The sequence below is a fragment of the Flavobacterium erciyesense genome (genome assembly GCF_018069925.1).
Lineage (GTDB): Bacteria > Bacteroidota > Bacteroidia > Flavobacteriales > Flavobacteriaceae > Flavobacterium > Flavobacterium erciyesense.
Genome location: NZ_JAGPXB010000016.1, coordinates 42,563 through 57,309, shown reverse-complemented (window position 1 = coordinate 57,309; position 14,747 = coordinate 42,563). Strand labels below are relative to the sequence as shown.

Sequence of the window (14,747 nt, the reverse complement as noted above, 5' to 3'; positions counted from 1 at the left end):
CTAGTTTTCATCTTTTTCAATGTTCTTATAAATTATATTAAAACAGCGATTTAACTATAAACACTATTCCCACCACCATAATAATTAGAATAAATATGCTGATAAATTGTGACAGTTTTAAGGCTTACTTCTTCATCAGTATACGCTTCTTGAGGGAGCCATAACAATTGGTTGTAAATTTCACTTTTCACTTGAGCAGTAACTTCTCTTTTTTCTCTCCAACGATCAATTTTTAATTTTTCAGCCTTTAGTTTTTCGAGTGTTTCCTGAGCTACTTTTTTAACTTGTTTAAGCTCTTTACCTTCAAGCTCTTTACCTTCTCGTAGTAAATCAAAAATAGCCAAGGTTTCCTGGTCATTAAGATTTTCTCTCATGGCTCGTTGCTCTTCAAAAGTCAAATCTGTAATATAATTGCTCAGTTTGTCAAATGTGGCAATGGTATCTTCCATCGATTTACCTCTGTTATATTCGGCTACAATCTCTTTGTATCGCTCATAAAAATCCAAACGCAACGGATTTTCTTTAAGCATTTGTTGTAGTTTTTGATCTATGGCCTTTTGCAAATCAAACACTAAGCTGTTTTTGTGAGGTGCTTTTGCAAAAGCTGCTTTTAACTTTTCAAAGTCCAATTTACTTAAATCAACATAGACTTCCTCCTTTGCCTCATTCATTTCGCTTTTCTCTAAATGTACACTTTCGTTTACGATACTTTGCAATTGCATCATAATGGTTGTAACATCCGCAGACTTTACATTTTGATTAAGTAAACTATAAATGGCATCAATAGCATTGAATTCTTTGATGTATGGTTTTGCTTGTTCTTCTGGAAACAAGGCTTTATACTTCCTGAAAACAGAACGAGCCATCATTTCAAAACTGGTACGGGTTGTTTCATTTAAACATATACAATCCCCAGCTTTCTTAAGCAAACCAATTTTTTCCATTGGTTTAACATCAAATAAAATAGAAAGTTTGAAATCTAATGTTTTCAAGTATTCCTTAACTTCTTTGATTGCCTTTTTTAATTCTTTCTCTAAATCAGCAATTTCTTCAACAGCTTTACCTGTTTCTTGGCCTGAACCTCCTTTTCCTCCCTCTCCGTAAACGGAGTATGCTTGTTCCAATTTCTTATAGACATTTCCGTAATCTACGATCAGTCCATTCTCTTTTTCGTCGTCATACACTCGGTTTGCCCTTGCAATGGTTTGCATCAGTGTATGGCCTTTTATGGGTTTATCCAAATAGACTGTCGAAACGCATTGCGCATCAAAACCGGTGATCCACATAGCACAAACGATGGCTAAACGGAAGGGATTTTCAGCATCTTTAAACTCTTTTTCTAAATTGCGCTCCACCATTTTGCGTCGGTGTTGCTCAATATCTAAATTCATTTTCCTGAATTTATCAACTTCATTTTGTTCACTACTAACTACTACACAAATCTCTGTTTCGGCAACCTTGTTGTATTTGCGTTGTAATTCTTGCGCTTCTTGCTGGTCTTGTGCTGCTGCAATTCGAGCTTCAAGTTCTTTTAAGTATAAAGGCCAATATTTGGTTACCAATTGATGCATTCGTACCGCTGTAGGCTTATCTAGCGCCACATACATTGCTTTTCCTTGATAACCCCTTTCGTTAAAATGCCAAACCAAATCTTTTGCAATATCGTCCAGTCGCTTTTCAGCAGTAAGGATCGGATAGTTTTTTTGAAATAAATAGGATAGTTTTTTCTTTTGATCGTCTTCAAGATTTTCATCTTCAAGTACCTCAGCCATTTTATCATCCAACTCTGGATTATCTAACTCTAATTTTTCTCCTCTGTTAATGTAAAGTAATGGAAGTGTTGCTTCATCTTCAATTGCTCGTTTAAAGTCATACACAGAGACATATTCACCAAATATATTTTTAGTTAATTCCTCTTCATCCTTTATTATTGGAGTTCCTGTAAAACCGAGATAAGAGGCATTGGGTAAACCAAAGTAACGCATGTTTCTAGCATAAGTTCCGCCTTGTGTACGGTGTGCTTCATCAGAAATTACGATGATATTTTTACGATCTGTAATTAATGGATATTCGGTTTCTTTATTAGGATCTATAGAAAACTTATGAATTAAAGTAAACACATAACGATGGTTCTCTGCTAATAATTCTCTTAGATGATCGCGTCCTGTTATTCCTGTTTTATTTCCTGCAACAATATTTTTATCATTTACGATGCCTGCTCCAGAAAAAGTGTCATACAATTGATTTTCTAATTCGGTTCTGTCAACTGCAATTAAAAAGGTGTAAGCACCTCCAAATTTACGGTGCACTTTTTCGCACAGGAAAACCATGGAATAGGACTTTCCGCTACCTTGAGTATGCCAATAAACTCCTAATTTCCCTTGAAGGTCTTCAATATTTCTAACATTTTCTAATACTTTGTTTACTCCAATGTACTGGTGGTTTTTGGCCATTAATTTGACCACATCTCCACTATTTTCGTCAAATAGTAAAAAATTCTCAAACAGATCCATCAAACGATGTGGTGCGCAAGTTCCACGAAGCATAGTATCTAAACTCACAACACCTTCCTCGTCTTCTTCAATACGTTTCCAATCCAAAAAGAATTTATACGGACTCGTAACTGTACCTACTTTAGTATCCACACCATTACTCAATACAATAAAAGCATTAGTATGAAACACCTGTGCGATGGTGTCTTTATAATCTTTGATATTGTCATTATAGGAATTACGTAAATCAGTATGATGTCCTTTTAATTCGAAAAAAACTAATGGAATGCCATTTACAAAACCAATTACATCTGGACGGCGGCTGTACAATTCTCCCACAATCTCTAGCTGGCGGACTGCTAAAAAATGATTGTTTGTGTAGTTATTATAATCAAAAATTTTGAGTTTCTTTTTTACTAGTTCACCGTTATCGTTAGTATAGACTACCGGAACACCATTTTTAAGCAGCTCGTACTTTTCTTTATTAATACTTCCTAGCTTTTTATCGGCAGCTTTTTGAGCTATAAGCTCATAGGCCTGTTCATAGACAGAAAGAGATAAATCAGGATTTAAGTTAGCCAAAGCCTGGATAACATAACGTTTTAAAATCACTTCTGATTTGTTCTCACGACCTAATAAACCATGCTCACCAAAGGATTCTTTTGTCCATGCGGTGACTACTTTCCAACCCAACTCTTCTAATACATCGTGAGTGGCTTGTTCTATAAGGGCGTCTTCTGAATATTCGTAGCTCATTGATTATTGAATATGATTTTCAAATAAATTTATAATTTTAACTCTATGTATTTCACACAGACCCCAATTCCAACTATCGTTTTGGAAAATTAAATCAGATTTTAGTGAATCAAGACGTTTTTTATCTCGAAATTCAGCTCGTTTTACATTGTAGGTTTTGTTGCTATATTCTGAATTCATTCCAGGAGATAGTAAAACTAAATTTCCAAAATCATCCTTTTTTGTTTGAATAGTTGTTTGATCATCATCATGACTGAACACAATGTTTATTTCTTCTGGCTTAGGATTTTGAGGTGAAATATGCTCAACTGAATTCTTAGCAGTCATTCTATACTCCTGCCAATGTTCGCACTTTAAATCTTTTCTGTTTTTCCACAGAATATACTCTGTTTTATAAAACCAATAACTTGGGTAACCCGTTCCATAGGAGGAATTTAAAACAGTTTTAGCGAAAGTAAAATCACCTACAAGATCTTCATCATTATAAAACATCATTTCATAACTCATTGTTCTTAAATCACGTTTTTTACTACAAAACATGGCATTATCCAATTTTTCCAAATAGGCATAAAGCTCATCTGTATCTTCAACATCAAGCATTTTATTTAAAAGCGGTGTCAACCAATAATGTGTAATTATTTGTTGTGAATGATAAAGCATACTTTGAAGTAAAGCAAAACCCTCATTTGCTGTAGGTGCTTTTCTTTGAAAAGCAGTTTCGTTTTGGTATAACTTTTTAATTAGATGCACCTCTTCATTATTTTCTTCAACACTAACCCATTTGATAATATGTCGGTCAAAGTTCTTTCTTATCTCCCAAAGTAAATCAATAAAGATTTTAACATCAGTGGGTTCTGCAAAATAATGATTGTGTTTTTTAAAAATTTCAATTAAGTCTTTTCCTTTTACTTCTGCACTGTCCTCAGTATTAATAATATCTTTATACCTATGCTGAAATATACGTAATGTATGTAACAAAAGCATAGGGAAATTAATTATACTTCTCACTTTTCCAGATTCATAATCATTTAGAATTGCTTCAGTATTTCCGAGCTGTTGTAAATCTGTATCATTTATGTCTTCACTTAAAATAGAAAGTAAATTTCTTTGTTTTACTTCTAAATATTCCTTTGTCAATCTGGAGTGAATATCGATTGGAAGTTGAACGATTTTTTCTGATTCATCCGTCACTTTAGCAAATAAATTTTTCCAATTTAAGTTAGCGACAATTTTAATGTTTTTTTCTAAATATTCATCCATTATAGAACAAGCGTCCCACAACAAACTATACCGATGCATCTCGGTTTTGTTACCTTTTAAAGCGCTCAACAATGTTGATTTTAAAATTTCATGTTGCTGTAATTGTACACCACGATTATTCATTGCTTCAAAAACTTTGTTTTCATCTGTTTCCTCAGGCATGTGAGTAGCAACCAAAAAAACTTTTTTATAAATAAATGCTGCAAAATCTTTTCTATTTTCCACCGTTAATTTATTAACGAATGTTTTAATAAGTTCTTCTCCTGATGAAATGGGTTGTAATTCTTCCCATTCTTCTTTTGTTAAAATGAGCTCTGAATTATTCGAATCAAAATAACGATTGGCGAAATCACGTACTGAAAAACTAATTCTAGATTTTTGTAGCTTATTTAAAGTGTAATTTTGAAAATGGACTAAATCATGACCAAGTATTTTACTAATTAACCAAAGAGTGGTAAATCGTTGTTGCCCATCAATTAAATCAAGTTTTTCATCGTTTTGAGTAACCATTATACCTCCTAAGTAATATTTAGGTTGGTCTTCTTCAAAAGCTTTAAATAAATCTTCTAAAAGCGTATTAATTTGATCATTTCCCCAAACATATAAACGCTGGTAAATAGGAATATTATATAAATTCTCGTTTGCTACCACTTTTTCTAAAGTAATATCTGTGGAGACAATAGGCAGTTGTTTACTTGGTTTCAAGATATTCATATATCCAGCTCTTTTTTGATGTTAATTTAGTGTTGTTTTCTTTTTTGTAAAAAGAGAAATTGGCATTTTGGTAAGTCATCCTAACACCATGTCTAGCATCATTTGTTAAGTCTGTACCGTAATGATTATCATTAGTAATTGATCTTATAAAATGAAACACTTCTTCTGGACGATATGCCATTTCAATAACATCTAATAGATTTTGAGAATTCTCTTTTAAAATTTTTAGCACTGTTTGAGTCACTATAGTCTTCTGGTTGATACGATAGCTACCCAGTAAATAATCCATCCACAGAGCAAAAGCTATTAAATGATCGTCTTTAAACTTGTCATAATATACAACACTAGCTAATCTAAAAAATGTTTTTAGATAGTTGCTGTTTTGCGAAAGTAATTTATCATAAACTTTTGTAAAATGTTTACTATTTTTCTTAAAAAACAATTGATTGTAAATCGCATAATATTTTTCAGTATACAGGAAAAATCCAATTCCTTTTTGAATGGGTTGGCGTATTGAAAATGGATAGTCAGAAGCTCTTGTTTGAAGATTTAAAATATTTGGACGAATACTTGCGCCAACTTCTGAATCATAAGCCAATTGATTTGCTAGAGCATTGAATATATTAGGATACAAACGAATAACATCATTGTTTTTCTCTTTTATTGTTTTCTTTTGAAAATCTTTTAAAATTGCATCTTTGTTTTCAAATGTTAGTACACTTCCTTTCCAACTTCTGCTTCTCCAAAGTATTAAATCAAACAACTCTGTTAAAAATTGCGCTTTATTATTACTATCCCATTGTTTAGCAAATAGACGTTGTAAATCTTCTTTACCTTTTAGTTCCCTTAAATGATACGATTTTAAAAAATCAACAGCACTTAAACTAACACCGCGACTATTTTGACTGTCAAAGAATGTAAAAGCTTCATCCTCTGAGTTAGTTTTTATAACTGTAAAGACCAATTTGGAGAAAATAAACTTTATATGTTTTTTGATTTGTAGGTCTACATTTTCCTTTAAATAGCTGTAATTTTGTTTAATGACAGCTGTAGAAAGCATCGAGCTATATTCTAAATTCCACTTCTTTTGAGAAAGGTAGCTTTCGCCTTCATTCCAGGAATGATCAAGAATAAGCAAGCTCGTAATGCGCTGTTGTCCATCAATAATTTCAAATTCATTTTGGCTTCTTTGATATAGTAACACACAACCTAAATAATAATGAGGTGCGTTGTCATTAAATCCATCAATAGTAAAAAAATGATCTTTAAAATCTTTTAGAAGTTGCTTTAATTTCTCTGTATTCCATACATAAGGACGTTGATAATCTGGTAAAGTAACAAAGGTATCTGTATCAAAAAATTCAGTAGTGCTTATTGTCCCTACTTCAAGAAGAAGTTCTTGATATTGTTTTTGATTTTGGTTATTTTCAATTTGCAATATTTCGCTCATATTTTATTCGTGCCAATTTTCAACTTTAAAAACCCTTTCATCTATTTTTGAATGCCCTACAAACTCAAAAGCCTCTGTATTAACCAATATATATTTTAATTGGTGATTATGTTTCCATTTATTAATAGTGTTTCTCAATTTTTGTTTCAAAAAAGAAGGTGCAACATTAAATGCTTCGCCTTCTAATTCTTCACCATTACAATTGATAGTGAAATCTCCTTTGCCGACATGATGGGTAGTGCCTAAGCGAAGCGTAAATAAAGCATTTTTTAAATTTTTGTTCTTCTCGACCAATTGTAATAAACCATTGATGATAATAAGATCTGATGCAATACGATTCGCAGCTTCAAAAACCGTTATGTTTTCATATGCACCTATTTTTAATGCTTGCGATTGATTTTTTCTTTTGAGGTAAGTTATTACATCATGAAAGGATCCCGACTTAGGAGGTTCTGGAAATGGATTATCATTTAATAGCTGTAAATAGTAAGACTTGAAATTCATCAAGCCGATAAAATCTAAATTTTCAATTTGAGTTCTATCAAATAGATAAACTACTTTTTTCATTTGTATACTTATTTCGATTTTTGATGATTCTTAGCCGCATCTTTATCCATTACTTAAAACCAAAATTTATTGTTCTAAAAAGAATCCCAAAAACTGTTTTTTTATATCCGAATTTGTATTTAAAACGTCTAGTATCGTTTCGCAATCACCCAAATACTTATACGCTTCATTAACAGGCATTTTATCGGTTCCAGGATATAAGTAGGCAACATATAACAAATTGTTATTTACCATCATCGCTAAGCGAGAAACAAACTTTTTGGCAATACTATCTGCTCTATGCGGATCAAGCTCTACAACTATGTACATATCAAGCACTTTGTTATATCCATAAATATCAATACTATCTTTCCTGTTTGTATCAGGTTTGAATTCTGTTTGCCATTGGTAATCTTCAAAAGTTGTTCCTAAATAATCTTTAAGACCTTTTTGTAAATGAGTTACCTGCAATTTTAGATCAGCCGTAATTAGATTTTTATTTCGCTTAAAGTCAAATTTAAAATTTTCCAAAGCCATTTTTACTTGCTGCTTTATATCAAGTGATTTGGATTTATCTTTATCTTTTACGTCATTTATTATTGGTAAAATATCAGTTTCAATAGCATTGATATGAAAAAAGAGTCTTTTTGTGCTATTTCCGCCTTTTTCCGTTCCAGATTGTCCAGACAATCTAATTTCCTTGCTTAGTTTTGTTATAAACGTATCAATATCAATTGTAGCAAAATCAATTTTAGATGCACCATCTATAGATAATAATCGATCCGAGAGATTAGGATATTTTGAATTAGTTGCAGATGCAATGTAAATCTCAATATCTTTTGCAGCACTATTTTTTAAAGTTTCTAAAGTGTATTGCAGTAGTAACTTATAATCAGGATTTCGTTGTGCATTTGATTTTTTTGCCCCACCACGAGATTCTAGAATGATACCTTTCATATCTCTAAATTCTCCTTTAAACAACCACTTATTCTCGGTCATATTACTTAGTTTTTTTGTAAAATATCTTTTTTATATTCATACCCATCAATCACCTCACCCATTAATATTGACAGTTAATATCTCCAGTTGCTTTGAGGTTTTAATGGTTAATAGACCTATTTTTTCAATTTCTCCAATGTCAATTTCAACACCTCTTCATCGATATCTTTCTCTATTTGTAACAGAGGTGATTGGTCTAGAGTATTTATTTTTTCAAAGATATCGACATAAAGAGTTCTGAATTTTTCTGGATTCTCAACTTCGTGAGTTTCGATAAAATCAGTTGCTTGTGCGCTTGCAATAATTGGATTGACATAAAAGTAAAAGTCATCATCATTCATTGCTTGCTCAAGATCATGATAATTTTCAGCTATGATCTCGGCAAAATTACAGGTAAATATATATCTGAAACTTTCAGACTTGCTTTTCAGTACCGTTTCTTCAAAAGCCCATGCATAGGCCCTACAATATACTTCAGAATAAAACCCCGCTGCTTTCTCATTTGCATATACTTGTGAGTACAAAAAAGACTTGCCCTTTGCTAGCTCCTTGTTAAATATATCAATATAGGCTTTAGACCTGTGGACAGCTTTTTCAGAAAGAACTCCTATGTCAATTAAATTAATATAATAATTTACCTGCATCGGATCTGTAATTCCTAATGATTTACAAAGAATGATAAGTTCATTCTGAGCCCATAATGTGTCATTTTTTTTTATCTCATCATATGCTTCAGATATAATAACATCCTCTTCTATTTGACTAGACGATGCAAATTCATGAGCCCACTTTGCTGAATGTCCTTTGTCAAGCTGTTGCAATAAGATAGGCATGTAATATTTAAAACAAAAATTTAATGCTCGTTCTGCAGGTGTACCCTCCTCATCCACATTTCCAGTATAAACCTTAAATGCTTGGTTGTATTGTTCTATAAAGTAATTGGCAAATTCAGCATCTCCTTTCACTTCAGAGTACGCGTTAACCAATTCTTCTAATGTATGTTTGGTATATATCGGTGTTTCCAAGTTTTTTTTTTAGCTAGTTTGTATCGTTTCCATTTGCAATTGATCAACATCAATCATCCCGCTCATTAACCTTGGCAATAAAATATCTCGTGCTTCTTTGAGAAGTCGGTTTTGAGATTGTAATGATTGTTTTAAATCAAAAATTGGTTTAACGAGATGATCAAATTCTTTGAGAATATTAGATTCAGGAAGAAATGTTTGTTTTAAATATGCAGAACTGCGATTTAGTCCAGGTACAGCTGCGTCGTTATTAACAAAGGTTTGGCTCAGTAAATTGAAGAAAATAAAATATAAACTTATTTCAGATACAACATAATAAACTGTATCGATTGGAAAAAAATCATTTTCTTCCCAAAATACGGATCCAACATTTCCCTTTCTTCCTACTATAACACCAGGCCCTTTTACTATTGCCCTTTCATGGGTACCAACTATTCCAGAAGAACCATATACATTAAATATTCCTTCTATTCTGGTATCAGCCTTTAATGCTTTACCATAGCTCAGTGTAACAAATTCCCCAATAGTTTTCTTCTCCCACCCCTCAGGCAATCCCGTTACATCATCAAATACTGCCGTTTCATAACCTGGAAAACGCATTTTTACAAACCATTCCTCATACGTGAGTTGGGCTTTTTCTTCTAATAATTTGATGCGCTTGAGGTTATTTTCAATTAAATCATCATAAGAAGATAAGATGGAAGCTATTTTACGTTGGGTTTGTAGTGGTGGAAGTTGGATTTTTGTTTTTTGTATCTTATAAATACCTAGCTTGGGTTGTGCAGAACCAGAAGCAATATTTATGAAATTATCATAAATACTTTGTGTTCTAAAAGTATATTTTAAAAATAATTTGAAAATTAATTCTTTGTTACAAATTAATTTGACCGCATTTTCAGTTAGGCTCGCACCGTTAAATTTGTCATCAACCATAGCGGTTTCGCCAATTGTTCCCGCTATAGTAAGAATGATATCTCCTTCATTTACAGTATAATTTTTAATTAGTGAAAATGTATTCTCGTTTATATAAACAGGTTGATCAAAATTTATTTTGCCTTCCTTTATATCTCTGGCTCTTATATATGGATGACTTGTTATTCCTGCCTGCAAATCATGCCCCTTAGGCAGTCTTTTCCCTCCTTTAATGATACAAATATCTCCTATTTCAACCTCTCTCCATCCCTCTCTCATAACTGCACGCTTTGAATTTGTTGCATCAATTGAATCGCTTCTTTATTCAAAGTTGCCAACTCTTTATGAATTTCGGTTATGCGGCCTTGGTAATCAAAATCCATATCCATATCAACGACTACACCTACATAACGCCCGGGCGTAAGGCTGTAATCCTGTGCGGCTACTTCTTCTACATCTACAATTTTGCAGAGGCCTTCTACATCTTCGTATTTTCCTGTTGGAAACTTTTCGTTAAACCATGCATTGTTAGCTTTTACTTCTGGTTTCTCGCCACGGAAAAGTTGCATGATGGCGGTGAGTCCTTCCAGTTGATCGTCGCTAAAATCACTAATTGTTGTGGTTACTTTACGATACGTATTGCGCGCATCGATCATCAGGATTTTGTTTTTGTTCTCTGGTTTTTTGCCTTTGTTGTAAAACCAAACATGACAAGGCAAAGAGCGGGTGTAGAAAAAGTTGTTTCCTACCGATACAATACATTCTACCGCTCCCGTTTCTATCAGTTCTTTACGGATTCTTTTTTCGGCATTACCTGCATCTGTAGCTGAGGATGCCATGACGAAACCAGCACGTCCTGTAGTGTTCAAATACGAATAAAAGTATTGCATCCAGAGGTAGTTTCCGTTCCCGATAGAACCTGCAACAGTTAGTGGCGCTCCAAAAGGAAGGCGCTCATCCTCGGCTAGGAATTTGTTTTTGGCATCAACCTTATCCACATTAAAAGGAGGATTAGCCATTACAAAGTCGCATTTTCCCGTAAGGTTATGTGGGTTGGTATAAAAACTGTTGCCTTCAATGATTTTACCTTCAATACCGTGAATAGCTAAGTTCATTTTGGCTAGTTTGGCGTTGTTGCTCTTGAGCTCAGTACCATATACGGTAATGGCCTCGTTGACACTTTTGCTATCGTGGTCTTGTATAAAATGAGCTGTTTGTACGAACATACCTCCTGATCCGCAAGCGGGATCGTGTATGATACCGTGATTGGGCTGAATGAAATTGACAATCAAGCTTACCAATGACGGAGGTGTGAAAAACTCTCCACCTTCCTGTGCACCGGCTCCCTGCATGGAGAATTTCATCAAGAAAAATTCGTAAATACGACCAAAAACATCGCCTTTGGCATTTCGCACTGCATCTTTATTAAAAACACGTACTAGATCACGGAGTAATTTATCGTCAAATTCTTGGTAGCTTTTAGGAAGAATACCCGCTAAATCAGGATATTCTGCCTCTATCAATTTCATCGCATTGTTGATGGCTTCGGCAATATCTTCACTTTCAGGCAGCGCCGCAAGGAAATCGTATTTTGCTTTTTCGGGTAACATAATGGCTCCCGCGGCTGCATAATCATCTTTGGTGGCTTCCCTTTGTATGCCTGTTCTTGGGTTTATAGGTAATGAATTAGTTAAAGCAATTTTGGCATCTTCGTAGCGATTTTGCGCAAAGCGTAAAAGTACTAAACCTAGTAAAGGGTCTTTGTATTCGGCAGCCGTTAGTTTGGAATTACCCCTTAGTTCATCGGCGGCATCCCACAATTCTTTTTCTAAATTCTTTATTTGTTCTTGGGTCATGATGTGTTATAAAACGTGTGTTTTGTCTGATTTTTATAATCAAAAGGCTAAAGTAGCTAATATTTATTGAAGTGTTAGGCCTATACCTTCGGTACTCCATTTTTTATAGTTGTGACACTATTTATTTTACTTCTTTTTCTTGAGTTATCGAAAGTAAAATACCAATCGCAATTATAACATCAATGATATTCCAAATGGTTCTACCTAAAGCTAACTTGAAAAAAGGTTGAAATAAAATTGCTAAAGCCATATAAACAAACAATTCATTTTTTCTGTTCTGTTCACTTGCTGAATACGCTAGATAGGCAAAACCAACCATCGCTGCAAAACGCACGAATTGAAAGAAACCATATGGCATGTCTAAAAGACAGAGCAAGAGTAATATTGCTAGTATTATTTTTATGATTGAATTATTCATTTTTCAAATTCTCCACATTTAATTGTTCAAATTTTGGTATTTCAACAGAACTGAAATAATTACTTATAAGTTTATCTAGTTTGCTTTCAATATTAATATCTTCTTCTAAATAAAACTCTAAATCTGGGTATTTAGTTAAAATAATTTCATCGGTAATAGTAAGGCATTTACGAATAGCTTTAAAAAACTTAACCTCTGAATATTCAACTACTTCATCGGCATTTATAGTTTTAATTGCGAAATCAATAATGATAAGTTGCTCTTGTTCGGATAAATTGGAATTGTTGAGTACTTGAAAATAATTTTGAATAAATTCTGTTCCGCGCTCGTTAATTTTTTCGAGAAGAATATTGATTTCATTTGTAAAATCAAAATCATTAAATAGTGGTGATTGACCGCACATAATCTTTATCAAATCAACTTCTCTTGTATCTATTTTCCCATCAGAAGCCATGCAACAAAATGCAGTTTTTAAAAGTAATTTGTCAAAAGTAATTGTTTCCATTTTATTTATTTTTTAAAACCTATGATCGGGCGTTCGTTAGTTGAATTATTTGTCGAAGTATTAAGGCCATCCATTTTTTTTCGGAGCCTTTCGTATTTATGTAACTCCGCAATTGAAACCGAAGGTTGTGCATTTTTTATCACATTTTCAATTACTTCCATCGTAATTCTTCCTTTACTTCTTAAAGCATTTCTGGCAGCATCATTCACTAAAAGCTCAATATCAGCTGCCACAAAATTATCTGTTAACGTTGCTAATTTTTCATAATCCATACCAAAGTCAATCGGTCTTGATTTTAGGCACATCTCAAACATAGCTTTTCTTGCCGCAAAATCAGGTGGGGATAAATAGATTTTTTTATCCAATCTTCCGGCTCTTAAAATAGCAGGATCAATCATATGCGGATAATTAGTAGCACCAATAATAAATATTCCTTTTTCACCCGTTCTGTCCATTTGCGCGAGCATTTCATTCACCGCACTCTTAGACATTTCGTGAGCATCACTGTCTCTATTTGGAGCTAATTCATTTATTTCATCAATGAAAATAATAGTTGGTGCATTTTCTTCTGCCTCCTCGAACATTTTTGCAATGTTTTCTTGAGTAGCATTTACGAACCGACTCTTTAATGACGATGGTTTAATTAGCATAAAATTAAAACCCACTTCCTCTGCAAAATGCTTCGCAAAAAATGTTTTACCGCAACCTGGTGGACCATATAACAACATACCGTTAGGAATTGTAACACCGTATTTTTCATACTCTTCGGAATTTCTTAATGCATCAATAACTTCAACTTGAAGTTGATTTTTTAATTCCTCCATTCCAGCAATAGCGCTAAACCCTTTCCCCTTTGCAACGGAACTAAACTTGGCTTTCTTGTTTATGGTATCTTTGTCAGATTTTTGAATTTGAACAGTATCAATATCATCAACAATTATTTCTCCTCTTAGCGCTTTTATAAATTCATCAGCAGAACTAAATCGTACTTCTGTATCAGTATGTAATGCTCTTTTAATAATTTTGATTATCTCTTCATTGAAATCAATAATATCATCTGAAACGTCTGGAAAATTAATTTTTTTTGTTCTTTCGTTTATAATTTTATCTTCCAACTCAGATTGTTGGCCTTTAAATTTTGATCCATCAATAATCCAAGGTAACGAAATGTAAATCAGTTGGTATAAAATTATACCAACCGAAAATAAATCAGATTGTGGCGAATAAATGTTATGAAAACACTCAGAGGCTAGGAAATTAGGATTTAGTCCTTCTCTATTAAAAACTTTTGATGATTGATGAAACTCTCTAGCATAACCAAAATCAATAATTTTAGGTTCTGGATTGGCTTTAGCTAAATCTAACATTACGTTTTGTAATGTAATTTCGTTGTGAATAATAGGATTGGCTTGTTGATGTAAATACTTTACTCCTTCTAAAATTCCAATAACAAGACTCTTGATATCATAAAGGGAGGTGTATCTTTCGCGGATAATTTTTTCAGATAAAGTTTCTCCAGCAATAAAATCGAGAACCAAAAAGGCATATTTTTTATTTTCAATTATAATTTCACCGCTGTCTTTGTATGTAATTAATTTTGAATGCTGAATTGATTTTACTAATTCAATTTCAAGAATATTTTTGTTATCATCAAAAGCTGATTTATGCAATTTAGAATAATTGAAAAGCTTTAAAAAATAAAGCTTTCCATCATTCCCCTTAACTCGATAAGTATCTGCGTACAGCCCTTGTTTTACGAAGAGTAAAACTTTGTAATCACCATTTATAGAAAAGTTTTTCGACAGCATTTTTTT

At 33.0% G+C, this 14,747-nt stretch carries 11 protein-coding genes; all 11 read right to left on the bottom strand.

Annotated features, from left to right (window positions below; genetic code table 11):
- Nucleotides 1-50 precede the first annotated feature (50 nt).
- The 11 genes from KBJ98_RS13665 to KBJ98_RS13615 all read right to left on the bottom strand — a co-directional run bounded on the left by KBJ98_RS13665 (nucleotide 51) and on the right by KBJ98_RS13615 (nucleotide 14,741).
- A complete protein-coding gene (locus tag KBJ98_RS13665) occupies nucleotides 51-3,248 on the bottom strand; it encodes a type I restriction endonuclease subunit R (protein ID WP_210791455.1) in 3,198 nt (1,065 codons plus the stop codon).
- A 3-nt stretch (nucleotides 3,249-3,251) separates the two neighbouring features.
- Entirely contained in the window at nucleotides 3,252-5,222 is a 1,971-nt protein-coding gene (locus tag KBJ98_RS13660; protein ID WP_210791454.1) for a DUF262 domain-containing protein, read from the bottom strand.
- A complete protein-coding gene (locus KBJ98_RS13655; RefSeq protein WP_210791453.1) occupies nucleotides 5,200-6,672 on the bottom strand; it encodes a DUF262 domain-containing protein in 1,473 nt (490 codons plus the stop codon). The genes KBJ98_RS13660 and KBJ98_RS13655 overlap by 23 nt, the downstream gene beginning before the upstream one ends.
- Before the next feature lie 3 nt (nucleotides 6,673-6,675).
- Nucleotides 6,676-7,239 (bottom strand): hypothetical protein, encoded by a 564-nt coding sequence (locus KBJ98_RS13650; protein WP_210791452.1) that lies wholly within the window; start codon nucleotides 7,237-7,239, stop codon nucleotides 6,676-6,678.
- Between the two features lie 66 nt (nucleotides 7,240-7,305).
- On the bottom strand, nucleotides 7,306-8,175 hold the full coding sequence (locus KBJ98_RS13645; protein ID WP_210791451.1) for a hypothetical protein: 870 nt from the start codon (nucleotides 8,173-8,175) through the stop codon (nucleotides 7,306-7,308).
- Nucleotides 8,176-8,333: 158 nt separating this feature from the next.
- Nucleotides 8,334-9,242 (bottom strand): hypothetical protein, encoded by a 909-nt coding sequence (locus KBJ98_RS13640; protein ID WP_210791450.1) that lies wholly within the window; start codon nucleotides 9,240-9,242, stop codon nucleotides 8,334-8,336.
- A gap of 9 nt (nucleotides 9,243-9,251) precedes the next feature.
- Nucleotides 9,252-10,433, bottom strand: a complete 1,182-nt coding sequence (locus tag KBJ98_RS13635) for a restriction endonuclease subunit S (protein WP_210791449.1) — start codon at nucleotides 10,431-10,433, stop codon at nucleotides 9,252-9,254.
- Entirely contained in the window at nucleotides 10,430-12,010 is a 1,581-nt protein-coding gene (locus tag KBJ98_RS13630) for a type I restriction-modification system subunit M (protein ID WP_210791447.1), read from the bottom strand. Before KBJ98_RS13630 ends, KBJ98_RS13635 begins: the two co-directional genes overlap by 4 nt.
- A gap of 121 nt (nucleotides 12,011-12,131) precedes the next feature.
- Nucleotides 12,132-12,428 (bottom strand): DUF6804 family protein, encoded by a 297-nt coding sequence (locus tag KBJ98_RS13625; RefSeq protein WP_210791446.1) that lies wholly within the window; start codon nucleotides 12,426-12,428, stop codon nucleotides 12,132-12,134.
- A complete protein-coding gene (locus KBJ98_RS13620) occupies nucleotides 12,421-12,933 on the bottom strand; it encodes a tellurite resistance TerB family protein (RefSeq protein WP_210791445.1) in 513 nt (170 codons plus the stop codon). The genes KBJ98_RS13625 and KBJ98_RS13620 overlap by 8 nt, the downstream gene beginning before the upstream one ends.
- A 5-nt stretch (nucleotides 12,934-12,938) precedes the next feature.
- Nucleotides 12,939-14,741 carry an AAA family ATPase gene (locus KBJ98_RS13615; RefSeq protein ID WP_225899144.1) on the bottom strand — a complete coding sequence of 601 codons (1,803 nt, stop codon included), beginning with the start codon at nucleotides 14,739-14,741 and terminating at the stop codon, nucleotides 12,939-12,941.
- Nucleotides 14,742-14,747: the final 6 nt, after the last annotated feature.